The sequence below is a fragment of the Serratia sp. CY81684 genome (assembly GCF_052166595.1).
Lineage (GTDB): Bacteria > Pseudomonadota > Gammaproteobacteria > Enterobacterales > Enterobacteriaceae > Serratia > Serratia nematodiphila.
This window is the reverse complement of record NZ_JBJNOO010000004.1, coordinates 414,714-436,748: the sequence shown is the minus strand read 5'-3', so window position 1 is coordinate 436,748 and position 22,035 is coordinate 414,714. Positions and strand designations below refer to the sequence as shown.

Below are 22,035 nucleotides of genomic sequence, written 5' to 3'. Positions count from 1 at the left end.
TGACCTAGTGCGGGGCGTTGATGCACGCCAGCAGCTGGGTGAAGGCGGCGGCCATTTGCTCTTCCGGCACGCAGGCAAAGCCCATCAGCAGGCCGCGCCGGCGGTTGGGCTGCATATAGTAGCGCGACAGCGGCCGCACCAGCACCCCGCGCGCGCCGGCGGCGGCGGCGATCGCCACGTCGTCGGCCTCGTCCGGCAGGTTGAGGATCAGGTGCAAGCCGGCGTTGCTGTTGAATTCGCTGAGCGCCTGCTTGCCGAGATGTTGTTCGATCAACCCGGTCAGGAAGGCGCGCCGCCGGGCATACAGCAACCGCATGCGGCGGATATGCGCGGTGTAGTGCCCCGCATGAATAAACTCCGCCAGCGCGCTCTGGATCAGCAGGTGCCCGCCGCGATACAGCTCGGCGTGGGCGGTTTTCAGCGCCTGCACCAGCGGCGGCGGCAACACCACATAGCCGAGGCGCAGCGCCGGGTAGAGCGTTTTGCTGAAGGTGCCGATATAGATCACCGGCGCGTCGGCTTCCAGCCCTTGCAACGCCGGGATCGGCTGGCCGGAAAAACGGAATTCGCTGTCGTAGTCGTCCTCGACGATCCAACCGCCGGCGTTGCGCGCCAGCGCCAGCAGCCGTTGGCGGCGCGCCAGGCTCATCACCGAGCCGAGCGGATACTGGTGCGACGGGGTGACGAAGATCAGCCGCGGTGGGTTGACCGGCTGCTCCGGCGGCACCAGCCCGGCTTCGTCCACCGCCAGCGGGCAGATGTTCAGCGCATTGATGCGCAGGATATTGCGGATCCCCCAATAGCCCGGCTCTTCGATCCAGGCGTCATCCCCCGGATTGCACAACATGCGCGTCACCAGATCGATCGCCTGATGGATGCCCTCGGTGATCAGGATCTGTTCCGGCGAGCAGCGTACCGAGCGCGCCACCCGCAAATACTCCACCAACGCATGCTGTAGTTCCGGGCTGCCGCCCTGATTGCTGTAGGTCAGCCGCTGCGGCGCCGGGCGGCGGCTGAGGCGCGCCTGGATCTTGCTGAACAGCTGATGAGGAAAGGCGTTGACGTCGGGCACGCCGGGAATGAATGCCCCCCACTGTTTGGGGCTGGCGCTGGCGTGGTGCAGCAGCGTGGCGCCGCGCTCCGACAGTTCGACGCGCCGCGGTTGCCCGCTGCCGTCCGCCGGGGCGCCGCCGGTGGACAGGCAGCTGTCCGGCACCGTGTCGGCGACGAAGGTGCCGCTGCCGGCGCGCGCCGACACGTAGCCTTCCGCCAACAGTTGTTCATAAACGGTTAACACGGTGTTGCGTGACAGGCTGAGCTCCTGCGCTAGGTCGCGCGAGGCGGGCAGGCGGCTGGAGGGCGGCAGACTGCCGTCGAGAATGCTGGTGCGGATCGCGTTGTAAAGCCGCTTGTGCAGCTTGTCATCAGGCTGTTCGCCGAGGCGTTGCAGCAACAGATCACCACTCAATGAGCGCAATTGGATCCCTCAATTATTCGTAACTGGCACTCGATTATAGGGCCACATCCTGTGTAAATAAACGGCATTGTTTCACGAATGTGAACGAAACGTGTAACTGGCACCGACCGGAGAGAACAGCATGAAAAACGCAGAATTGAACCAACGCCGTCAGGACGCCACCCCGCGCGGAGTGGGCGTGATGTGTGGTTTTTACGCCGAGCGCGCAGAGAACGCCACGCTGTGGGATGTGGAAGGCAAAGAAGTGATCGACTTCGCCTCGGGGATTGCCGTGCTGAACACCGGCCACCGTCACCCGAAGGTGATCGCCGCGATTGAAAAGCAGCTGCAGGCCTTCACCCACACTGCCTATCAGATCGTTCCTTACGAAAGCTATGTCTCGCTGGCGGAGCGCATCAACCAGCGCGCGCCGATCGCCGGTCCGTGTAAAACCGCCTTCTTCACCACCGGCGCGGAAGCGGTGGAAAACGCGGTGAAGATCGCCCGCGCTTACACCGGCCGCCCGGGGTTGATCACCTTCGGCGGCGGTTTCCACGGCCGCACCTATATGACCATGGCGCTAACCGGCAAAGTGGCGCCTTACAAACTGGGCTTTGGCCCATTCCCCGGCTCGGTGTTCCACGGCCAGTACCCGAACGCGCTGTACGGCGTGACCACCGAAGACGCGATGAACAGCCTGGACCGCCTGTTTAAAGCGGATATCGATCCCAAGCAGGTGGCGGCGATCGTGCTGGAGCCGGTGCAGGGCGAGGGCGGCTTCAACGTGGCGCCGGCCGATTTCATGCAGGCGCTGCGCGCGCTGTGCGACCAGCACGGCATTCTGCTGATCGCCGACGAAGTGCAGACCGGCTTCGCCCGCACCGGCAAGCTGTTCGCCATGGAACACTACAGCGTTAAGCCCGATTTGATCACCATGGCGAAAAGCCTGGCGGGCGGCATGCCGCTGTCGGCGGTGGCGGGCCGCGCCGAGGTGATGGACGCGCCGGCGCCGGGCGGGCTGGGCGGCACCTACGCCGGTAATCCGCTGGCGGTGGCCGCCGCGCACGCGGTGCTGGACGTGATTGAAGAGGAGCAACTGTGCCAGCGCGCTCAGCGCTTGGGTCAGCACCTGGTGGAAGTGCTCCAGCAGGCGCGCAAAACCAGCCCGGCGATCGCCGATGTGCGCGCGCAGGGGTCGATGGTGGCGGTGGAGTTCAACGATCCGGCTACCGGCAAGCCTTCGGCGGAGATCACCCGTCAGGTGCAGCAGAAGGCGATGGAGGAAGGGCTGCTGCTGCTGAGCTGCGGCGTGAACGGCAATGTGATCCGCTTCCTGTATCCGCTGACCATCCCGGACGATCAGTTCACCAAGGCGATGGGTATTCTGTCCCGCGCGCTGGCCCACTAAGGAGCGATCGGCATGAAATTGAACAATCCCGAGCTGTTGCGCAGCCAGTGTCTGATCAACGGCGAATGGTGCGACGCCCTGAGCGGCAAGCGCGAAGCGGTGATCAACCCGGCCACCGGCGCCGAACTGGCCAGCATTCCGCTGGTCAGCGAAGAGGAAACCCAACAGGCGATCGCGGCGGCGCAGCGGGCGCAAAACGACTGGAAACAGCTGACCGCCAAGCAGCGTTCCGCGCTGCTGTTGGCCTGGGCTGATAAGGTGCTGGCCGCGCAGGAAGATCTGGCGCAGCTGATGACCGCCGAGCAGGGCAAATCGCTGGCGGAAGCGCGCGGCGAAGTGACCTACGCCGCGTCGTTCATCACCTGGTTCGCCGAAGAGGCTAAGCGGGTGGACGGCGCGGTATTGCAGGCGCCGCAGGCTTCGCAGCGCCTGGTGGTGGTGAAGCAGCCGATCGGCGTGTGCGCGGCCATCACCCCGTGGAACTTCCCGGCGGCGATGATCACCCGCAAGGTGGCGCCGGCGCTGGCGGCGGGCTGCGCCATCATCGTCAAACCGGCCGAGCAAACGCCGTTGACCGCGTTGGCGCTGGCCAAGCTGGCGCAGGACGCCGGCATTCCCGCCGGCGTGTTGCAGGTGGTGACTGGGGAAGCGGCGCAGGTGGGCAAGGTGTTGTGCGACAGCCCGGTGGTGCGCAAGCTGAGCTTTACCGGCTCGACCGAGGTCGGCCGCATCCTGATGGCGCAGTGCGCGCCGAGCATCAAGAAACTGTCGCTGGAGCTGGGCGGCAATGCGCCGGTTATCGTGTTCGACGACGCCAATCTGGACGCGGCGGTGGCGGGCATCATGGCTTCCAAGTTCCGCAACAGCGGCCAGACCTGCGTGTGCGCCAACCGAATCTACGTGCAGGACGGCATCTACGAGCGGCTGGCGGAGAAGCTGGTGGCGGCGGTCGAGCAGTTGAAAGTCGGCGACGGCAGCCAGGAAGGCACCACTCAGGGGCCGCTGATCGACAGCGATGCGGTGGCGAAGGTGCAGAGCCACATCGACGACGCACTGATCAAAGGGGCGCAGATCGCCACCGGCGGCCAGCCGCACGCGCTGGGCGGCACCTTCTTCCAGCCGACGGTGGTAACCGGCGTGACGCAGAAGATGCGCTTCGCCAAAGAAGAGACCTTCGGGCCGGTGGCGCCGCTGTTCCGTTTCCATGACGAGGCGGAAGCCATCGCCATGGCCAACGACACCGAATTCGGTCTGGCCGCCTATCTGTTCACGCAGAACGCTGCGCGCCAGTGGCGAGTGCCGGAAGCGCTGGAGTACGGCATGGTCGGCATCAACACCGGGCTGATTTCCAACGAAGTGGCGCCGTTCGGCGGCGTGAAACAGTCAGGGCTCGGGCGTGAAGGATCGCGCTACGGGATAGAAGAATATCTGGAGCTGAAATACCTGTGTATCGATGTGAGCTGTTGAGCGTCAGGACGTTAACCCATCCCGGCGGCCAGCGTCGCCGGGCGATAAAGGATGATGCATGTCTGATAATATCTCTGTTTCTCCGGCGCTTGCCGCCGGGGTGCGAGCACCTGCACCCGCCAAATCGTTAAGTTTCCTCGAAGGGGTGGCGATGATCGTCGGCACCAACATCGGCGCCGGGGTGCTCTCCATCGCCTATGCCTCCAGCAAGGCCGGTTTTTTGCCGCTGCTGTTCTGGCTGGTGCTGGTGGGGAGCCTGACCACCATCACTATGCTGTACGTCGCCGAATCCACGCTGCGCACCCGCGCGCATCTGCAGCTGAGCGGGCTGGCGAAGCGCTACGTCGGCGGCCTGGGCGCCTGGCTGATGTTCGCTTCGGTATGCGTCAACAGCGTCGGGGCGCTTACCGCCTACATGACCGGCAGCGGCAAGCTGCTGCAATCGCTGTTCGGCATCTCGCCGGCGCTGGGCAGCCTGCTGTTCTTCGTGCCCGCCGCCGGCGTGCTGTATCTCGGTTTGAAAGCGATCGGCCGCGGCGAGAAGTTCATCAGCATCGGCATGGTGGTGATGTTGACCGCGCTGGTGGCGGCGACGCTGCTGAAAGACACCACCCAGATGCGCAACCTGCTGGACGGCGACTGGCGCTATATGGTGCCGGTATTCAACGTGGTGGTGTTCTGCTTCTCGGCGCAGTACATCGTGCCGGAGATGGCGCGCGGCTTTGCCGACAAGCCCGAGCAACTGCCGAAGGCGATCATCGTCGGCATGGTCGTGACCTTCATTTTGCTGGCGGCGGTGCCGATGTCGGTGATCGCGCTCAGCGGGCTGGATGACATCTCCGATGTGGCCACCATTTCCTGGGGCCAGGCGCTGGGGCAGTGGGCGTTCTTCTCCGCCAACATCTTCGCGCTGTGCGCGATGCTGACCTCGTACTGGGGGTTGGGCGGCAGCTTCCTGACCAATATTTTCGACAAGTTCCGGCTGGGCAACGACGAGCTGCCGCTGCGCCGCTTCGGCGTGCTGCTGCTGGTGGTGGTGCCGCCGTTCGCGCTGGCCTACAGCGGGCTGGTGTCGTTCGTCAACGCGCTCTACTTCGCCGGGGTGTTCAGCGGGGTGATCCTGTCGATCATGCCGATGTTGATCCTGCGCGGCGCGCGCAAACACGGCGACCAAACCCCACGCTGGCAGTGCAACTGGATCACGCACCCGCTGCTGCAGATCAGCATTGTGTTGCTGTACCTGGCCAGCGCGGTGTACGCCATCGCTTCATTGTTAGGCTATCTGCCCTCTGGATGGTGATTTGCCTTCCCTCAAGCAGTGATGTTGTTTCTCGGCATTGAGAACGGCGGCGTCGTGGCCGCCGATTTTTTTCCTCAGGCGCGCCGTTTTTCCGACAACGCCAGCCAGGCCTGCACCGACGGGCGCTGCCACTGCTTGTGCGCATAGTGGCGCACGCGCTCCGGCACCGGATCGCCGTGCATTACCAGCCGGTTGAGCATCAGCGCCAGATCGGTGTCGGCGATGCACCACTCCCTGAACAGATTGTCCTGCCCGTGGCTCAACAGCTTTTCCACGGCGGCGATCAGCTTGCGCGCGGCTTCCTGCGCGGCTTCGGACAGCGGCGGGAACTTGCCGTTGTTGAACACCACTTCGGTCGAGCGCTCGGCGCGGATCGGCAGCAGATCGCTGCGCAACCAGGCCTGGATCTCGCGCGCCTTGGCGCGCAGCTTCACGTCGCGCGGGTACACGGCGTGGGCCGGATGGATGTCTTCCAGGTATTCGGCGATCGCCGAAGACTCCGAGAGCTGGAACTCGCCGATCGCCAGCGTCGGCACCCGGCGGGTGAGCGACAGCGCCGCGTAGGCCGCTTCTTTGTTCTCTTCTTTCGCCAGATCCACCGGCTTCACGGTGAACGGAATGCCTTTTTCCGTCAGCACGACAAAGGCGGACATGGCGTACGGGCTGAAAAATTCACTGTCGGTATAAAGCTCGGTGATCGGTTGAGACATCGGCGGTTCCTCGGGGTTAAGGGGGGAACATTCATCATTGTCGAGGGGAGGCTAAAAATCAATCTGTTAGCCTAAAAGTTCTTGGGCGGTGCGGTTTACGGCGCCGTGAGCTCCTTCAGGATGATGTGATATATTTGTTGCCAACACGTGAATTGAGCCGTATTGGGTAACATGAAGACGCAGTGGATAGAACGAGTGAAAGTGGGATGCGCGCGCCTGTGGCCGCACCCGCTGGCGGTGGGCAAACGAGAGATGCTGATTTCCAGCGTTGGCGCCGGTTTGGGGCTGATGCTCGCCGGCTGGATCAGCCACTTTATTTTGGGCGAGGTGAACCTGTGGTTTATCGCGCCGATGGGCGCTTCGGCGGTGCTGCTGTTCGGCGTGCCGAACAGCCCGCTGGCGCAGCCCTGGTCGATCGTCGGCGGCAATGCACTGGCGGCGACGGTGGGCGTCAGCGCCGGTCTGCTGATCCCCGATCCGGGCCTGGCCTGCGGCGCTGCGGCGGCGGTGGCCATCGGCCTGATGTTCAAGCTGCGCTGCCTGCACCCACCCGGCGGCGCGGTGGCGCTGACCGCCATCCTCGGCGGCCCCGGCATTCATCAGATGGGCTACCACTTCGTGTTGTACCCGGTGCTGCTGAACTCGGTGCTGCTGGCGGCGCTGGCCATTTTGTTCAATAACCTGGCCGGACGGCGCTACCCGCACGCGCTGGCGCCGGCGGAGGCCAAGCCGGCCAATCTGCCGATCGATGCCGTTTCCATCACCCGCGCCGATCTGCACGAGGCGCTGATGGAGGGGGATCTGTTCGATATCGATGAGGACGATCTGCAGGAGATCCTGCTGCGCGCCGAGCAGCTGGCGCATCAGCGGCAAAGCAAGACCGCCTGATCAGCCCAGCGTTTTACCGGATGGCGGAAGGCGCGTAACCAAAACGCTTTTGAAAGCGTTCGCTAAAACGCGATCTGGATTTGTAGCCGCAGGCTTCTGCAATGCGAGTCATATCCCATCGGGTGGTTTGCACCAACATCATGGCGTGATGCATACGGACGTCTATCAGCAAATCTTCGAAGCGTGTCTGTTCGGCGGCAAGACGCCGCCGCAACGTTGCCGGGCTCATCGCTAACGTTTTTCCCGCTGTTTCTGCCGTCCAGTTTTGTTCCGGAGCCTCAAAAATCAAAGTGCGCAGGCGCTGTGATGGGCTATCCAATGGCAAATGCGTAAAAACATGCCCCCGTTCGGCCAGCGCGGTCAAAAAGTCCAGAAGGCGATATTGCAGGCGAATATCGCTGATTTCCTGTTTTTCCACGCTTTCAATCACGTGATAAAACGTCGCCGACAAATCTTCGTTCAGAGGCAGCGTGTTACACGCGTAGTCTGTATAGCGAATGGGGGCCGAAGCTTGCCGGTTTCGGTGAAAGGTATCCAGCAATTCTGCCGACAGCGTCAGGAATATCGAGCGAAAAGGCCGAACGATGTCGACCGGTGTTTTGACCAAATCTGCACGGGTATTGGGGGCGATCAAGACCAGTTCGCCGGGGTTCTCCAGAGAGAAGTGGTGTGAGGCCGTTGTAATATCGAGCTGGCCGGCCACGATCAACAAGACCGTCGCTTCATGGAAGACGAATTGCGGCGTATGCAGCTGGCGTTTCAATGTCGGCTGACACACCCCGCATAGCCGGCGCCTTGACACCGGAGCCCCCGAAGGAGAATACCAGGGCAAACGCTTCGCATCTGGCTCGCGTCTGGTTTTCATTGGCCTGGAGGAACTGTTCCGGCTCATATTCGACTCCTTCATGCGGTTATTGCACCCTCGGCGCTACGTTAGGGTTCAGGCTGTAGAGCCCTGTCAGGCTTGTCTGGGCTAACACAGGCGCTTCCGCCAGGGCGGCATTCACATTAGCCCCTGTCAAAGGCCCCTGCACATCCAAACCGGGGGTAGCAAGCGCATAAACCGTGAAAATATAATGATGAACTAACGTATCGTTCCACGGTGGGCATGGGCCATCGTAACCGTAGTATTCCCCCTTCATCTGCTCGTCGGCGGCAAACCAACCGGTATAGTCATTGGTGCCGTGGCGATAGGCCGAAGGGGAGTTTGGCCCGGCTTTGCCACGCGGCGTTACGCCGTCCGATTGAGAGCCCGCCGCAATTTCCACGGTACTGGCCGGAATATCCAGCAGCAGCCAGTGAAAGAAATCAACGCGCGGCAACGACGCGGGCACAACCCGACGCTCTTGATTCACATCATCACCACGGCTTGGCACGTCGGGATCATGGCAGACGATCACGAAAGACTGCGTGCCTGCAGGCACTTCACTCCAGGCCAGATGGGGGTTGCGATTTCCCGATAAAGCGACATGGTTGGCGGCATCGGGGATAGCGAAGGCGAACTCACCGGGAATGAACTCTCCTTCTTTAAAGCTTTGGCTGGTCAGTTTCATAAATGCCAATCTCCTGTTCTATTGAGCGGTATCTGCGGGTATGTGATGTCCCCATTATAAGTTTTTCAAAATAAAGTAAGGCGACAAATCCAATCAAAATAGAACCAATGACGCTCATTGTGATTGTATTTGATAGCCTTATGTTGATGGGCGACCGATTCGGTTGCTGTGCCGGTGAGAGTGCCACGGCAAACGCTGGATGGGGATGGGGATGGGGTTTGGTTAATATTGGTGGGGAAGAGGCTGCTGCGCGCCGAGCAGTTGGTGCATCAGCGGCAACACAAGGTGCCTGATCAACCAAGCGTTTTTCGGTAAAACACCACCCGTTCCGTTTCTGCAAAGCCCAGCGCCGCATGCAGGCGCTGGGAGTCCAGATTGGCGATGTCGGTATCCGACGCCAGCTCGCTGCACCCCTGTTGCTTCGCCCACTCCTGCACCTGCGCGATCAAGCGCGCGGCCCAGCCCTGGCGACGGGCGCGTTCGACGGTATAAATCCCTTCCAGAAACGCCACCGGCGACGATTCGCAGCCGTTGACGTAATCGTGGCGCAGCGCGACCTCGGTAAAGGCGATAAAAACGCCATCCAGCCCCCGCGCCATAAACGCGGTGTGGTGCGGCGAAGCCAATATTTCGCGCATCTCCGCGCGGTGTTCTTCCAGCGGGCAGGTGGGCCACAGCGCCGAGCGCAGCGCCAGCCAGGCGTCGAGGTTGTCGTGGTCGCAGTTGACGATCATGCGGGGTCCTTTTGAGTCGGAATAAATCAGGCATGCCGAAAGAGAAGTGTGGCACGGCGGCGGGAAACAAAAAAGCCACCCCAAACAGGATGGCTTGTAAGGCTGTGAAAACAGCAAAAATTTGGTGGCCCCTGTTGGGTTTGAACCAACGACCAAGCGATTATGAGTCGCCTGCTCTAACCACTGAGCTAAGGGGCCAAGCCGCGAGATTATAGGGAATCCTTAAGCGGCGGTCTACTGTTACCCGCCCGTATGTTGATTTTCTGCGCAGTTCTAGCCTGTTGTAATTGCTGGCGGATTTTGCGATAACCGCAGTAAATCCCTGCAATGGACTCACGATACTCATGGAACTTCTGGCACCCAACCTGCGGGTGGTGTTTTGCGGCATCAACCCCGGCCTTTCTTCCGCCCATCAGGGCTATCCTTTCGCCAACGGCAGCAACCGCTTCTGGAAGGTGATCCATCAGGCCGGCTTTACCGCGAGCCAGCTGGCGCCGGAGCAGTGGCAGCAGCTGAAGGACAACGGCTGCGGCATTACCGCGCTGGTGGCGCGCCCGACGGTGGCGGCCAGCGAGCTGTCGCGCGACGAGTTGCGCAGCGGCGGTGAGGCGCTGCAAGAGAAGATCCTGCGCTATCAGCCGCGTGCGCTGGCGATTCTGGGCAAGCAGGCGTTCACCACCGCCTTTGGGGTGAAAAACGCGCCCTGGGGCAAGCAGACGCTTATGCTGGGGGAAACCGAGGTGTGGGTATTGCCCAACCCCAGCGGATTGAACCGCGCCACGCTGGAGCAACTGACCGCCAGCTATCGCGAGCTGTTCCTGGCGCTGCAATGAGATAAGGGGAGTGTGATGACATCGATGATGAAAGGCTGTTTGATGGCGTTGCTGTTGGTGACCGGCGCCGCACAGGCGGGGCATTCGCCGCAGGAAGCGCGTAACAAGCAGAACGTGCTGGAGTTTTATCGGCAAGGGCTGAACAACAAGGATTTTGCGGCGGCGCGGCCGTTTTTGGGCGAACAGTACAAACAGCATAACCCCAACGCCAAAGACGGCGTGGAGGGATTTCGTCAATTTGTCGAGCTGCTGAAAACGCGTTACCCCAACTCGCACAGCGAGATTAAACAGGCGTTCGTCGACGGCGACTACGTGATCCTGCATGTGGAGGTCAGCGGACGCGAGGCCGGCAAGACGGCGGCGATCGTCGATATCTTCCGTCTCGACAGCGCCGGAAAAATCGTCGAGCACTGGGACGTGACGCAGCCGGTGCCGGAGAAGACCGCCAGCGGCAACGGCATGTTCTGAGGCATAAAAAAACCCCGGCAGGCCGGGGTTTTTGTTTTGAGTGCCACCGCCGGACTTAGTCGTCCAGGAAACTGCGCAGCACTTCGGAGCGGCTTGGGTGACGCAACTTGCGCAGCGCCTTGGCTTCGATCTGACGAATACGCTCACGGGTAACGTCAAACTGCTTGCCAACCTCTTCCAGCGTGTGGTCGGTGTTCATGTCGATGCCGAAACGCATGCGCAGCACTTTCGCTTCGCGCGCGGTCAGGCCGGCCAGCACGTCGTGGGTAGCTGAACGCAGGCTTTCCGAGGTCGCGGAATCCAGCGGCAGCTCGAGGGTGGTATCCTCGATGAAGTCGCCCAGATGCGAATCTTCGTCGTCGCCGATCGGCGTTTCCATCGAGATTGGCTCTTTGGCGATCTTCAGCACCTTGCGGATCTTGTCTTCCGGCATCAGCATGCGCTCGGCCAGCTCTTCCGGCGTCGGCTCGCGGCCCATCTCCTGCAACATCTGGCGCGAAATACGGTTGAGCTTGTTGATGGTCTCAATCATATGCACCGGGATACGGATGGTGCGCGCCTGGTCGGCGATGGAGCGGGTGATAGCCTGACGGATCCACCAGGTGGCGTACGTCGAGAACTTGTAGCCGCGGCGGTATTCGAACTTGTCTACCGCTTTCATCAGGCCGATGTTGCCTTCCTGGATCAGATCCAGGAACTGCAGGCCGCGGTTGGTGTATTTCTTGGCGATGGAAATAACCAGACGCAGGTTGGCCTCAACCATCTCTTTCTTCGCGCGGCGAGCTTTCGCTTCACCGATCGACATGCGACGGTTGATGTCTTTGACCTGCTCGATGGTCAGGCCGGTTTCTTCTTCGATCTGACGCAGTTTCTGCAGGCTGCGCTGCACGTCTTCAGCAACGTCTTTCAGCTTTTCCGACCATGGCTTGGCCATCGCCAGTGCGGCTTCGAACCAGGAATCGCTGGTTTCGTTGCCGGCGAACAGGGTGACGAAGTTTTTCTTCGGCATTTTGCACTGTTCAACGCACAGCTTCATGATGATGCGTTCCTGGGTGCGAACGCGGTCCATCATGGTGCGCATGCTGTTGACCAGGAAGTCGAACTGTTTCGGCACCAGGCGGAACTGCTTGAACACTTCAGACAGCTTCAGGATCTCGTCCGCGGCGCTGGCATGGCTGCGGCCGTTTTTCTTGATCACCAGACGGGTCGCTTCATACTGATCGCGCAGTTCGGCGAACTTCTGACGCGCCAGCTCAGGATCGATGCTGTTATCGTCTTCGGTGTCGTCGTCTTCGTCGTCTTCATCTTCTTCGTCGTCGTCTTGCTCTTCGCTCGACAGTTCAGAACCGATGTGAGTGGCGGTTGGGGCGATGTCCTCTTCCGCGTTAGGATCGACGAAGCCGGTGATCAGATCGGACAGGCGCGCTTCACCCGCTTCGACGCGATCGTACTGCTCAAGCAGGTAGGTGATGGCTTCCGGGTATTCGGCAACCGAGCACTGTACCTGGTTGATGCCGTCTTCGATGCGCTTGGCGATGTCGATTTCGCCTTCGCGCGTCAGCAGTTCGACGGTACCCATTTCGCGCATGTACATGCGCACCGGGTCGGTGGTGCGGCCGATTTCGGATTCCACGCTGGACAGAACCTGTGCGGCGGCTTCTTCCGCATCTTCGTCCGTGCTGTTCGAGTTTTCGGCGAGCAGCAGGTCATCGGCGTCCGGTGCTTCTTCCATCACCTGGATGCCCATGTCGTTAATCATCTGGATGATGTCTTCGATCTGATCGGAGTCGACGATATCTTCCGGCAGATGGTCATTGACCTCAGCATAGGTCAGATAGCCTTGCTCCTTACCACGGGTGACAAGTAGCTTCAGCTGTGACTGCGGGTTTTGCTCCATAAGACGGTATCCACACTTCAGAGTATTTAGGTTGGTGTCGGTCGGCGAAACCGCCAACAATAGCATTTGGGGCGTTTTCGTTATCGCCGCGGCCCACTATGGCGGCACTGTGCAGGGCTCTGCCCTCGCAATTATCGGCACTTAAGCCGTTTGGTATTCAGTTTTTCTTCGCTAAAACCTGGTTGAGAGAACGGACTTCTTCACGTTCCTCCGCGCTCAGACCGCGCGTTCTGGCCTGGGCGATCAGCGTTTCCAGCCGTTGCTCGAGCACCGAGTCGTACAGGCTGGCCAACGTATCCAAAAAGGTCTGCTCGACCATGTCCTCAACGATCATATGGTTCCAGGTCGCCAAGGTTTCAAGCTGCTGGCTGAATTTGTTGTCGCGATACAGCTCCAGCAATTGCCCGGTCGTCAGGCCCGGCTGCGCCAAACAGGTCTGCACCAGTTCGACGAACAGCGGCAATCCCGCCTGTTTGGTCTGCTCCAACCCTTCCAGCGAAGGGATAAGTGTAGCCAACTGCGGATTTTGCACCAGTAACCCTATCAGTATACGCATGGTTGTGCGTTTTAGCTGGGGCGCCTGATAAGGATTCGCATTTTCAGCCTGCTTGGGCATCAGCTTGTCGAGCTGGCTGTCGTCCAGCAGCCCCAGCTTGTTGCCGAGCTCCTGGCGCAGGTACAAACGCAACGTTTCGCCCGGCACCTGAGTAATCAGAGGCAGCGCCAGCGTGCTCAGCTTGGCGCGCCCGTCCGGGCTGCTCAGATCCACCTGCGGCAGCAGGCTTTCGAACAGGAACGTGGACAGCGGCTGCGCCTGATCCATTCGCTGTTCGAAGGCTTCTTTGCCTTCCTTGCGCACCAGCGTGTCCGGATCTTCGCCGTCGGGCAAAAACATGAACCGCAGCTGGCGCCCGTCATTCAGGTACGGCAGCGCGGTTTCCAGCGCCCGCCAGGCCGCTTCGCGGCCGGCGCGGTCGCCGTCGTAACAGCAGACGACGTTGTCGGTGGCGCGGAACAACAGCTGAATGTGTTCCGCCGTCGTCGAGGTGCCGAGCGAGGCGACGGCATAGTCGATGCCGAATTGCGCCAACGCCACCACGTCCATATACCCTTCCACCACCAGCAGCCGCTGCAGGGTAGGGTGGTTCTGCTGTGCTTCATACAGGCCGTACAGCTGACGGCCCTTATGGAAAACTTCGGTTTCCGGCGAGTTCAGGTACTTCGGCATACCGTCGCCCAATACGCGGCCGCCGAAGGCGATCACGCGCCCACGCTTGTCGCGGATGGGGAACATCACCCGTTCGCGGAAACGGTCGTACGAACGCCCCTGATCGTTAGTCACCAGCATGCCGGCATCGTTCAATGCGCGGCGCGAGTCGGCGTCGCGGCCGAAACGCTTCAGGGCGTTGTCCCATCCCGCCGGCGCGAAGCCGATGGCGAAATGGCGAATAACGTCGTCACTTAACCCGCGCTGCTGCAAATAGTTGCGCGCCGGCGCCCCGGAGGACTGCTGCAGTGACTGTTGATAGAACGCGCTGAGCTGTTCCATCAGTTGGTACAGGCTCTGGCGCTGATGGCGTTCGATCTGGGTTGGCCCGGTGCCCGCTTCGTAAGGCACTTCCAGCCCGTGCATGGTCGCCAGTTCTTCGATGGTTTCGACAAACTCGAGTCGGTCGTAATTCATCAAAAAGTCGACGGCGTTGCCGTGCGCACCACACCCAAAACAGTGATAAAACTGCTTTTCGCCATTAACGGTAAAGGAAGGCGTCTTTTCGTGGTGGAACGGACAGCACGCGTGATAGTTCTTGCCTTGCTTCTTGAGCTTCACGCGGGCGTCGATCAAATCGACGATGTCGGTGCGAGCCAGCAAGTCATTGATAAATACGCGCGGAATTCGTCCAGCCATAAGCCCTTACTTCATTAGCCTATAAACGAGAACAAGCCGCGCATTCCTTTCGGAAAGCACGGCCTTCGTATGCAACTACTCGGTCTGCGCGATTTTGAAAATCAGAAATTCACGCGGTGGGGTTGCCCCCGAAGAATTAATACAGACGAGTGCGGCGTGCGTTTTCGCGAGCCAGTTTCTTCGCGTGACGTTTCACAGCAGAAGCTTTAGCGCGTTTACGTTCGGTAGTTGGTTTTTCATAAAACTCACGACGACGAACTTCAGCTAAAACACCTGCTTTTTCGCAAGAGCGTTTGAAACGACGCAGAGCAACGTCAAATGGCTCGTTTTCACGTACTTTAATTACCGGCATGTGCCTCTCACCTCAATAAAATTCGGTTTGTTGCTGGCCAAGCGCCAGCCTTTTCAAAATGGTGCGGAATTTTACTCCAATGGATGCTGCTTTGTAAAGCATCACAGCAAATTGAAACCCGCGTCGCTCTGCCGCAACGTGCGCAATTTTGCACCGGGCGCTGATTATAGACTAATCAGAAAAAAATGCTCGTGTTTAATCGCTCAGGCATTTTCTGGATGAATCATCGACATAGGCGCAAGCCGGTGACAAGATGCGCGGCGCCGGCGGTAAATGCGGCGGAATGTGGTAGACTGGCGGCCGCACGTGAATGATGGGAAATGTAATGCGAGTACTGGGTATAGAAACGTCCTGCGATGAAACCGGAATTGCAGTGTATGACGATCAAACCGGTTTGTTGGCCAACCAATTATACAGCCAGGTGAAGCTGCACGCCGACTACGGCGGCGTGGTGCCGGAACTGGCCTCCCGCGATCACGTGCGCAAAACCGTGCCGCTGATTCAGGCGGCGCTGAAAGAGGCCAACCTGACCCCGGCCGATATCGACGGCGTGGCTTACACCGCCGGGCCGGGCCTGGTGGGGGCGCTGCTGGTCGGCGCAACCGTGGGGCGCGCGCTGGCGTTCGCCTGGAACGTGCCGGCAGTGCCGGTGCACCATATGGAAGGCCACCTGCTGGCGCCGATGCTGGAAGACAACCCGCCGGCGTTTCCGTTCGTCGCGCTGTTGGTCTCCGGCGGCCACACCCAGCTTATCAGCGTCACCGGCATCGGTGAGTATGAGTTGCTGGGCGAGTCGATCGACGACGCGGCCGGTGAAGCGTTCGACAAAACCGCCAAGCTGCTCGGCCTGGATTATCCTGGCGGGCCGATGCTGTCGAAGATGGCGCAGCAGGGCACGGCGGGGCGTTTCACCTTCCCGCGGCCGATGACCGATCGTCCGGGGCTGGACTTCAGTTTCTCCGGGCTGAAAACCTTTGCCGCCAACACCATTCGCTCCAACGGCAACGACGATCAGACGCGTGCCGACATCGCCCGCGCCTTCGAGGATGCGGTGGTGGATACGCTGGCGATAAAATGCAAACGCGCGCTGGAGCAGACCGGCTTCAAACGCCTGGTGATGGCCGGCGGCGTGAGCGCCAACCGCACGCTGCGCGCCAAACTGGCGGAGATGATGCAGAAACGCGGCGGGGAGGTGTTCTATGCCCGCCCGGAATTTTGCACCGACAACGGCGCGATGATCGCCTATGCCGGCATGGTGCGCCTGAAGAGCGGCGCCAACCCGGCGCTGAGCGTTTCCGTGCGGCCGCGCTGGCCGCTGGCGGAACTGCCTGCGGTATAAAGCAAAGGGCCGGATTATCCGGCCCTTCTGTTATTCCTCTCTCGGCTGGTCGCCGTTATCCGCGTCGTTTTTCTTCTTGCGGAACTTGCCCCAGATCTTGCCTTCCTGGCCGCGCCACAGGCGCTGAATATTGTCGTGATGCCGCATCAGGATCAGGCAGGAGAGCATCGCTACCGGGAAGGTGAACTGCGGTTTGAACCACCAGACGTAGAACGGGGCGATCAACGCGCTGACGATGGCGCCGAGCGAAGAGTAGCCGCTGAGCAGCACCGTCAACAGCCAGGTGCCGGTCATCAGGCCGGTCAGATCCCAGCCGATAGGCGCGATGGCGCCAAACGCCGTCGCCACGCCTTTACCGCCGCGGAAGTGGAAGAACACCGGATAGATGTGCCCCAGACAGGCGGCGATCGCCGTCAGGCCCAGATACAGCGGCGGCACATCGAGTTTGTAGGCCAGCCAGACCGGCAGCATCCCTTTCAGAATATCGAACACCAGCACCGCCGCCGCCGCCAGCCGGCCGCCGATGCGCAGGACGTTGGTCGCCCCGGGGTTTCCTGAGCCATGTTCACGCGGATCCGGCAGCCTGGCGATCCGGCAAACCAGGATCGCGCTGGAAATCGAGCCGCACAGATACGCGAAGATAATCATGCCAAGCGCGGTAGCACTCATAACGCGGTTCCGTTTAATAATGGTCGTTTTACTCGCAACATCTATGGATAATACGCACATTCCGCTGGAAGTGGTATCCGGCAAGGCCAAAAACAGAGAATGACGTGATGGATATCGTATTTATTGAAGAGCTTACCGTAATTACCACCATTGGCGTTTATGAGTGGGAACAGGGCATTCGTCAGAAGCTGGTGTTCGATATCGAAATGGGCTGGGATAACCGGCCGGCCGCCGCCAGCGACGATGTAAATGACTGTCTGAGCTATGCCGATGTCAGCGACGCCGTGATCCAGCATGTTGAATCGAACCGGTTCGCGCTGGTGGAGCGCGTGGCGGAGGAAATATCCGAAATTTTGCTTCAGCGCTTCAATTCCCCGTGGGTCCGTATTAAGGTCAGCAAACCGGGCGCTGTAGCACATGCCAATCGGGTCGGCGTGATCATTGAGCGCGGCACTCGTCCCGCATGATTTTATGTCATCTGCTTGCAACGAAAGACCGTTAATCTGGTCTTAATCCTGAGAATTGTTTTAGCGGCATTGTCTTTTAAGCACTGCCGCTTTTTTATGTGATGGCCGTTATTTTATGGGGTGAGCGAAGCACATGGCTGACATGCATTCACTGTTTATTGCGTTTGTTCTTGGGGTTGTCGAAGGGTTAACCGAATTTCTGCCGGTGTCTTCCACCGGGCATATGATTATCGTTGGCGAGTGGCTGGGTTTTACCGGCGACAAAGCCAAAACCTTTGAAGTCATCATCCAACTGGGGTCTATCCTGGCCGTGGTGGTGATGTTCTGGCGCCGGTTGTTCGGCCTGATCGGCATCCATTTCGGCGGCAAGCCAGTGGAGCACGAGGGCAAAACCAGCGGCCAACTGAAGCTGGGGCACATCCTGCTGGCGATGATCCCGGCGGTGGTGCTGGGGCTGGCCTTCCATGATTTCATCAAGTCGCTGTTTGCGCCGAAAAACGTGATGTACGCGTTGGTGGTCGGCGGCCTGCTGCTGCTGGCGGCGGAATGGCTGAAGCCGAAGAAGCCTAGCGCGGAAGGGTTGGATGACATCACTTACCGTCAGGCGTTCATGATCGGCTGCTTCCAGTGTCTGGCGCTGTGGCCGGGCTTCTCCCGTTCGGGTTCCACTATCGCCGGCGGCATGCTGGTGGGCGTGAACCGCTATGCGGCGTCCGAGTTCTCCTTCATCCTGGCGGTGCCGATGATGATTGGCGCCAGCGGTCTGGATCTGTACAAGAGCCTGCACTTCCTGACCTGGGGCGATCTGCCGATGTTCGCCGTCGGTTTCGTTACTGCCTTCGTGGTGGCGCTGATTGCGATCAAGACCTTCCTGTCGCTGATCAAACGCATCTCGTTCGTGCCGTTCGCCATCTACCGCTTTATCGTGGCGGCGGTGGTTTACATGGTATTCCTGTAAGCCCGATGGCAAGAAAAAACCCCGCTCTGCGGGGTTTTTTTATGCCTGATCGTTGAGGATGGTTTGGTTGAGCTTCCAGTCGGCCAGCGCCTGTTGGCGGCGGCGTTTGAGCTCATCGCGGATCGCGGTGCCCTGCAGCCCGCTGGCCACCACCTCTTTAATAGATACCGCGTTCGCCACCTGATACGCCTGGCGCAGATAGTCGCCCTGCGGATAAGGATTCTCCTCAAAGCCGGTGCGGCCGCGCGCGTCCGCTTCGCTGGTCAGGATCATCTGCTCCAGCCTTTGGGGCTTGCGCCAGACGTCGATGGCGTCGAACAGCTTCAGCAGGGTCTCCGGCCGCAGCTTGTTCACGGTGTGGATCAAATCATGGTACTCGGCCACCAGCTTGCTCAGATCGCGCACCGGATTGGGCACCCGCAGCCGCTGGCATAGCGCTTCGACCAGCCGCACGCCCGCCGGGCCGTGGCCGTGGTGATGCGGCCAGAACTCTTTTGGCGTCAATCCTTTGCCGAGGTCATGACACAGGGTGGCGAAGCGTACGTCCACCTCGGGAGTGAGGCGGGCGGCCATCGCCAGCGCCATCAGCGTATGTACGCCGGTGTCGATCTCCGGATGCCATTTGGCGGGGGCCGGCACGCCGAACAGCGCGTCGATTTCCGGGAACAGCACCGCCAGCGCATCGCAGTCGCGCAGCACCTGAAAATAGACCTGCGGGCTCTGGCTTTGCAGCGCCTTTTCGGTTTCCTTCCAGACGCGTTCGGCGGTCAGCGCGGCCAGTTCACCGCTGTGCGCCATCCGGCGCATCAGGGCCAGCGTTTCGTCGGCGATGCGAAAACCCAGATGGGCGAAGCGAGCATTGAATCGCGCCACGCGCAGCACGCGCAGCGGATCTTCGCCGAACGCGTCGGAAACGTGGCGCAGCACGCGCGCCTGCAGATCGGCCACGCCGCCGTAGGGGTCAATCAGTTCCCCTTCGGCGGAACGAGCGATGGCGTTGAGGGTCAGATCGCGCCGCAGCAGATCTTCTTCCAGCGTGACGTCCGGCGCGGCATAGCAGGTAAAACCGGTGTACCCCTGGCCGGATTTGCGCTCGGTGCGCGCCAGCGCGTACTCCTCGTGGGTATCGGGATTGAGGAACACCGGAAAATCTTTGCCGACCTGCTGGTAGCCCAATGCCAGCAGCTCCGCCGGCGTGGCGCCCACCACCACCCAATCATGATCGACCACCGGAATGTTGAGCAGGCTGTCGCGAACGGCGCCGCCGACCAGATAAATCTGCACTGTTGACTCCTGAATATCGTGTAAGGCTCTGTCTATCAGATTACATGAATTAGCCGCGGGATGTCGGTGCCAATGAAAAAGGCGCCCGCAGGCGCCCAAACTCAAACTGAACGATACTGAGATCAGTTCATCCAGCGATTGTTGTTCTTGCGACGCGGGATCAGGTGCGGCAACAGCAGGCCCAGCAGCAAACCGACGCCGGCGACGCCGCCGCCGTACATGAACCACTGCAGGATAATGGTGCGCTGCTTGTCGTCGAGCTGCAGGTTAACGGCGTTGACCTTCTTCTGCGCGACCACCAGCTGGTTTTTCAGATCCTGGTTTTCCTTCTGCAGGCTGCTGATGGTGCTGTCGCTGCCTGCGACTTTTTCCTGCATTTCCGCCGTGCGCTGGTTCCAGGTGTTGTCGATGTTGGCGAGCTTGTCGGTCAGGGTTTTCACCTGCTGTTCCAGCTCCGGCACGCGGGTGCGCAGGCTTGGCGTCTGGCTGAGTTGGTCGAGCGGGATCCAGGTGGTGCGGCCTTTCGGATCGCGGATCTGGCCGTAGTTGGTGCTGTCGTTGACGCTCAGCAGGGTCACTTCTTCACCGGCGTTCAGAGTGCCGACAATACGGTACTGATTACCTGGGCCGCTATGGACGTAAGTGCTTAACTCATCGGAGATATAGCGTTTATCTTCGGCATGTGCGGCCCAAGTGATGCTGAAGCTCAGCGCGGCAAGGAAAATCAGGCGTAATTTCTGCATTAGTTCATCGTTTCTGGGTGAATTTATGGAACGATAGTAGAGGGTTCAGTCTGACGACGCAACGCCAAAACCGGAATGAGAACTATCTTACTGTGGCTGATTCTGTGAGTTGCGCAGCGTTTTATAACGTAACAGGTTTTTTCTACAGTTAGCAGGGTTAAGGCGCCGGGAATCGCGGTAAGATAACGGCAACTGTGCGTCAGTGGGCAGCATACGGCGGGCCGAGCGCGCCGCGCTGAAACCGACGCGAATGCGTAACTTATTGGTGTTAAAGAATTATGACCGTTGAAATTGAACTGAAATTCATCGCCGCGCCGCAAGCGGTGGCCGCTCTGCCACACTGGCTCGCCGCCTGGCCGCATCAGCATTCCGCGCCGCAAAAGCTGACCAACATTTACTTCGAAACGGCCGACAACTTCCTGCGCAGTCACGACATGGGGCTGCGCATTCGCGGTTTCGACGATCGCTATGAGATGACCATTAAAACCGCCGGTAAAGTGGTGGGCGGCCTGCACCAGCGCCCGGAATACAATGTCGCTATCGCCGAGCCGCAGCTGGCGTTGGCGCAGTTTCCTGCCGACATCTGGCCGCAGGATTGCGATATCGCGGCGCTGCAGCAGGCGTTGCAACCGCTGTTCCGTACGGATTTCGTGCGTGAGAAGTGGGTGGTTACTTACGGCCAAAGCGAGATAGAGATTGGCCTGGATCAAGGAGAAGTGCGTGCTGGTGGCCTCAGCGAAGCCTTGAGCGAGATAGAACTGGAACTGCTGAAAGGCAATACCGCTGATCTGCTGGCGTTGGCCGGTGAGCTGGCGGCGCACGACGGGCTGCGTCAGGGCAGCCTGAGCAAGGCGGCGCGCGGTTACCACCTGGCGCAGGGCAATCCGCCGCGTGAGGTGCGCCCGCTGCGGGTGCTGAAGCCGGCGGCGAAGGCGACCGTGGAGCAGGGGATGATCGCCGCCTTCGAGCTGGCGCTCAGCCACTGGCAGTACCATGAAGAGCTGTGGCTGCGCGGCGACGCGCAGGCGCGCGCTTCGGTGATTGAGGCGGTTGGCACGATCCGCCAGGCACTGGTGATCTTCGGCGGCCTGGTGCCGCGCAAGGCCAGTGCCGATCTGCGCGCCCGCCTGACCGAGCTCGAACCGCTGTTGGCGGACAAAAACGCGCAACCGGAGATCCTGTGTTACAGCGCGGTCTACCTGCAATGTAAGTTGGCGCTCACATCATGGCTGGTGAGCGGCGCCTGGCGGCCGTTTATCGACGCCAAAGCGCAGGCCAAGCTGGACGGTTCTTTCAAACGCTTCAGCGACATCATGCTGGGGCGCAGCGGCGCGGAGCTGAAAGAGGCCTTCAGCCGTACGCTGAACGAAGATGAATATCAGGAACAATTGCCGCGCCTGACGCGTCAGATTTCGGCGCTGGTCCTGCTGTCGGGCGCTTACCCCGACGAGCAGACCGGGCCTTATATCGAGGCCTGGCGCGAGCTGCAGGCGGCGCTGAGCGAGCGCCGCCAGGGCTGGTATGAAGCCAGCCGCAAACAGGCCTTATCGCATGCGCCATTCTGGTTAAACGGCGCGCTTCGTTAATCCAGCCGGCCCGCCAG

Annotated in this window: 21 protein-coding genes and 1 tRNA gene; 10 read left to right on the top strand and 12 right to left on the bottom strand. The window is 60.5% G+C overall.

The window, feature by feature from the left end; all coding sequences use genetic code 11:
• Nucleotides 1-4: 4 nt before the first annotated feature.
• Nucleotides 5-1,477 carry a MocR-like pyridoxine biosynthesis transcription factor PdxR gene (pdxR, locus tag ACJ8QF_RS17025; RefSeq protein WP_442537711.1) on the bottom strand — a complete coding sequence of 491 codons (1,473 nt, stop codon included), beginning with the start codon at nucleotides 1,475-1,477 and terminating at the stop codon, nucleotides 5-7.
• Between the two features lie 121 nt (nucleotides 1,478-1,598).
• Here pdxR and ACJ8QF_RS17020 point away from each other — a divergent pair, with 121 nt between their 5' ends.
• From ACJ8QF_RS17020 to ACJ8QF_RS17010, 3 genes are read left to right on the top strand one after another with little or no spacing between them, the layout of a single operon-like run.
• Complete coding sequence (locus ACJ8QF_RS17020) at nucleotides 1,599-2,864, top strand: 4-aminobutyrate--2-oxoglutarate transaminase (protein ID WP_016930169.1); 1,266 nt, start codon at nucleotides 1,599-1,601, stop codon at nucleotides 2,862-2,864.
• Between the two features lie 12 nt (nucleotides 2,865-2,876).
• Nucleotides 2,877-4,331, top strand: coding sequence for an NAD-dependent succinate-semialdehyde dehydrogenase (locus ACJ8QF_RS17015; RefSeq protein WP_049189083.1), 1,455 nt, complete (start codon nucleotides 2,877-2,879; stop codon nucleotides 4,329-4,331).
• A gap of 58 nt (nucleotides 4,332-4,389) precedes the next feature.
• Nucleotides 4,390-5,631, top strand: a complete 1,242-nt coding sequence (locus ACJ8QF_RS17010; RefSeq protein ID WP_004937169.1) for an aromatic amino acid transport family protein — start codon at nucleotides 4,390-4,392, stop codon at nucleotides 5,629-5,631.
• 74 nt (nucleotides 5,632-5,705) lie between these two features.
• Here the strand turns inward: ACJ8QF_RS17010 and yfcF are convergent, their stop codons facing one another.
• Nucleotides 5,706-6,341: a glutathione transferase gene (gene yfcF, locus ACJ8QF_RS17005; RefSeq protein WP_004937171.1), complete on the bottom strand. Its 636-nt coding sequence runs from the start codon at nucleotides 6,339-6,341 to the stop codon at nucleotides 5,706-5,708.
• A 171-nt stretch (nucleotides 6,342-6,512) separates the two neighbouring features.
• Between yfcF and ACJ8QF_RS17000 the strand changes: the two genes are divergently transcribed.
• Nucleotides 6,513-7,229 carry an HPP family protein gene (locus tag ACJ8QF_RS17000; protein ID WP_088381934.1) on the top strand — a complete coding sequence of 239 codons (717 nt, stop codon included), beginning with the start codon at nucleotides 6,513-6,515 and terminating at the stop codon, nucleotides 7,227-7,229.
• A gap of 13 nt (nucleotides 7,230-7,242) precedes the next feature.
• Here ACJ8QF_RS17000 and ACJ8QF_RS16995 read toward each other — a convergent pair whose 3' ends face one another.
• From ACJ8QF_RS16995 to ACJ8QF_RS16980, 4 genes are all read right to left on the bottom strand, one after another.
• A complete protein-coding gene (locus ACJ8QF_RS16995) occupies nucleotides 7,243-7,992 on the bottom strand; it encodes an AraC family transcriptional regulator (RefSeq protein WP_346595660.1) in 750 nt (249 codons plus the stop codon).
• A 148-nt stretch (nucleotides 7,993-8,140) separates the two neighbouring features.
• Nucleotides 8,141-8,782: a YbhB/YbcL family Raf kinase inhibitor-like protein gene (locus ACJ8QF_RS16990; protein WP_442537710.1), complete on the bottom strand. Its 642-nt coding sequence runs from the start codon at nucleotides 8,780-8,782 to the stop codon at nucleotides 8,141-8,143.
• A gap of 293 nt (nucleotides 8,783-9,075) precedes the next feature.
• Nucleotides 9,076-9,516, bottom strand: coding sequence for an aminoglycoside 6'-N-acetyltransferase (gene aac(6'), locus ACJ8QF_RS16985; RefSeq protein ID WP_442537709.1), 441 nt, complete (start codon nucleotides 9,514-9,516; stop codon nucleotides 9,076-9,078).
• Nucleotides 9,517-9,638: 122 nt separating this feature from the next.
• Nucleotides 9,639-9,714, bottom strand: a tRNA-Ile gene (locus ACJ8QF_RS16980).
• 146 nt (nucleotides 9,715-9,860) lie between these two features.
• Between ACJ8QF_RS16980 and mug the strand changes: the two genes are divergently transcribed.
• Together mug and ACJ8QF_RS16970 are read left to right on the top strand one after the other, a co-directional pair.
• A complete protein-coding gene (gene mug / locus ACJ8QF_RS16975; protein ID WP_442537708.1) occupies nucleotides 9,861-10,349 on the top strand; it encodes a G/U mismatch-specific DNA glycosylase in 489 nt (162 codons plus the stop codon).
• A 15-nt stretch (nucleotides 10,350-10,364) separates the two neighbouring features.
• Nucleotides 10,365-10,817, top strand: a complete 453-nt coding sequence (locus ACJ8QF_RS16970; protein WP_442537707.1) for a nuclear transport factor 2 family protein — start codon at nucleotides 10,365-10,367, stop codon at nucleotides 10,815-10,817.
• 55 nt (nucleotides 10,818-10,872) lie between these two features.
• On the opposite strand, the gene rpoD is transcribed toward ACJ8QF_RS16970, so the two are convergent.
• The 3 genes from rpoD to rpsU form a co-directional block, all read right to left on the bottom strand.
• A complete protein-coding gene (rpoD, locus tag ACJ8QF_RS16965) occupies nucleotides 10,873-12,714 on the bottom strand; it encodes an RNA polymerase sigma factor RpoD (RefSeq protein ID WP_004937194.1) in 1,842 nt (613 codons plus the stop codon).
• 157 nt (nucleotides 12,715-12,871) lie between these two features.
• Complete coding sequence (dnaG, locus tag ACJ8QF_RS16960) at nucleotides 12,872-14,620, bottom strand: DNA primase (RefSeq protein ID WP_442537706.1); 1,749 nt, start codon at nucleotides 14,618-14,620, stop codon at nucleotides 12,872-12,874.
• Between the two features lie 136 nt (nucleotides 14,621-14,756).
• The gene (gene rpsU / locus ACJ8QF_RS16955) at nucleotides 14,757-14,972 is read right to left on the bottom strand and encodes a 30S ribosomal protein S21 (RefSeq protein ID WP_001144069.1); all 216 of its coding nucleotides are present in this window, start codon (nucleotides 14,970-14,972) and stop codon (nucleotides 14,757-14,759) included.
• Between the two features lie 325 nt (nucleotides 14,973-15,297).
• Here rpsU and tsaD point away from each other — a divergent pair, with 325 nt between their 5' ends.
• On the top strand, nucleotides 15,298-16,311 hold the full coding sequence (gene tsaD, locus ACJ8QF_RS16950; protein WP_015379097.1) for a tRNA (adenosine(37)-N6)-threonylcarbamoyltransferase complex transferase subunit TsaD: 1,014 nt from the start codon (nucleotides 15,298-15,300) through the stop codon (nucleotides 16,309-16,311).
• Between the two features lie 30 nt (nucleotides 16,312-16,341).
• Here the strand turns inward: tsaD and plsY are convergent, their stop codons facing one another.
• Nucleotides 16,342-16,980 carry a glycerol-3-phosphate 1-O-acyltransferase PlsY gene (gene plsY, locus ACJ8QF_RS16945; protein ID WP_004937201.1) on the bottom strand — a complete coding sequence of 213 codons (639 nt, stop codon included), beginning with the start codon at nucleotides 16,978-16,980 and terminating at the stop codon, nucleotides 16,342-16,344.
• A 107-nt stretch (nucleotides 16,981-17,087) separates the two neighbouring features.
• Here plsY and folB point away from each other — a divergent pair, with 107 nt between their 5' ends.
• Together folB and bacA are read left to right on the top strand one after the other, a co-directional pair.
• Nucleotides 17,088-17,447, top strand: a complete 360-nt coding sequence (folB, locus tag ACJ8QF_RS16940) for a bifunctional dihydroneopterin aldolase/7,8-dihydroneopterin epimerase (protein ID WP_015379095.1) — start codon at nucleotides 17,088-17,090, stop codon at nucleotides 17,445-17,447.
• Between the two features lie 133 nt (nucleotides 17,448-17,580).
• Entirely contained in the window at nucleotides 17,581-18,405 is an 825-nt protein-coding gene (gene bacA / locus ACJ8QF_RS16935) for an undecaprenyl-diphosphate phosphatase (RefSeq protein ID WP_004937204.1), read from the top strand.
• Nucleotides 18,406-18,444: 39 nt separating this feature from the next.
• Here bacA and ACJ8QF_RS16930 read toward each other — a convergent pair whose 3' ends face one another.
• Together ACJ8QF_RS16930 and ACJ8QF_RS16925 are read right to left on the bottom strand one after the other, a co-directional pair.
• Nucleotides 18,445-19,689: a multifunctional CCA addition/repair protein gene (locus ACJ8QF_RS16930; protein WP_004937206.1), complete on the bottom strand. Its 1,245-nt coding sequence runs from the start codon at nucleotides 19,687-19,689 to the stop codon at nucleotides 18,445-18,447.
• 122 nt (nucleotides 19,690-19,811) lie between these two features.
• Nucleotides 19,812-20,432 carry a TIGR04211 family SH3 domain-containing protein gene (locus ACJ8QF_RS16925; protein WP_004937209.1) on the bottom strand — a complete coding sequence of 207 codons (621 nt, stop codon included), beginning with the start codon at nucleotides 20,430-20,432 and terminating at the stop codon, nucleotides 19,812-19,814.
• Between the two features lie 278 nt (nucleotides 20,433-20,710).
• On the opposite strand from ACJ8QF_RS16925, the gene ACJ8QF_RS16920 reads away from it, so the two are divergent.
• Nucleotides 20,711-22,018, top strand: a complete 1,308-nt coding sequence (locus ACJ8QF_RS16920; protein ID WP_442537705.1) for a CYTH domain-containing protein — start codon at nucleotides 20,711-20,713, stop codon at nucleotides 22,016-22,018.
• Nucleotides 22,019-22,035: the final 17 nt, after the last annotated feature.

Bases quoted from the DNA above. Each gene is read 5' to 3' on its own strand.
- ACJ8QF_RS17020 (WP_016930169.1), top strand. From the start codon at position 1,599: ATGAAAAACGCAGAATTGAACCAACGCCGTCAGGACGCCACCCCGCGC.
- ACJ8QF_RS17015 (WP_049189083.1), top strand. From the start codon at position 2,877: ATGAAATTGAACAATCCCGAGCTGTTGCGCAGCCAGTGTCTGATCAAC.
- ACJ8QF_RS17010 (WP_004937169.1), top strand. From the start codon at position 4,390: ATGTCTGATAATATCTCTGTTTCTCCGGCGCTTGCCGCCGGGGTGCGA.
- yfcF (WP_004937171.1), bottom strand. From the start codon at position 6,341: ATGTCTCAACCGATCACCGAGCTTTATACCGACAGTGAATTTTTCAGC.
- ACJ8QF_RS17000 (WP_088381934.1), top strand. From the start codon at position 6,513: ATGAAGACGCAGTGGATAGAACGAGTGAAAGTGGGATGCGCGCGCCTG.
- ACJ8QF_RS16990 (WP_442537710.1), bottom strand. From the start codon at position 8,782: ATGAAACTGACCAGCCAAAGCTTTAAAGAAGGAGAGTTCATTCCCGGT.
- mug (WP_442537708.1), top strand. From the start codon at position 9,861: ATGGAACTTCTGGCACCCAACCTGCGGGTGGTGTTTTGCGGCATCAAC.
- ACJ8QF_RS16970 (WP_442537707.1), top strand. From the start codon at position 10,365: ATGACATCGATGATGAAAGGCTGTTTGATGGCGTTGCTGTTGGTGACC.
- rpoD (WP_004937194.1), bottom strand. From the start codon at position 12,714: ATGGAGCAAAACCCGCAGTCACAGCTGAAGCTACTTGTCACCCGTGGT.
- dnaG (WP_442537706.1), bottom strand. From the start codon at position 14,620: ATGGCTGGACGAATTCCGCGCGTATTTATCAATGACTTGCTGGCTCGC.
- rpsU (WP_001144069.1), bottom strand. From the start codon at position 14,972: ATGCCGGTAATTAAAGTACGTGAAAACGAGCCATTTGACGTTGCTCTG.
- tsaD (WP_015379097.1), top strand. From the start codon at position 15,298: ATGCGAGTACTGGGTATAGAAACGTCCTGCGATGAAACCGGAATTGCA.
- plsY (WP_004937201.1), bottom strand. From the start codon at position 16,980: ATGAGTGCTACCGCGCTTGGCATGATTATCTTCGCGTATCTGTGCGGC.
- folB (WP_015379095.1), top strand. From the start codon at position 17,088: ATGGATATCGTATTTATTGAAGAGCTTACCGTAATTACCACCATTGGC.
- bacA (WP_004937204.1), top strand. From the start codon at position 17,581: ATGGCTGACATGCATTCACTGTTTATTGCGTTTGTTCTTGGGGTTGTC.
- ACJ8QF_RS16925 (WP_004937209.1), bottom strand. From the start codon at position 20,432: ATGCAGAAATTACGCCTGATTTTCCTTGCCGCGCTGAGCTTCAGCATC.
- ACJ8QF_RS16920 (WP_442537705.1), top strand. From the start codon at position 20,711: ATGACCGTTGAAATTGAACTGAAATTCATCGCCGCGCCGCAAGCGGTG.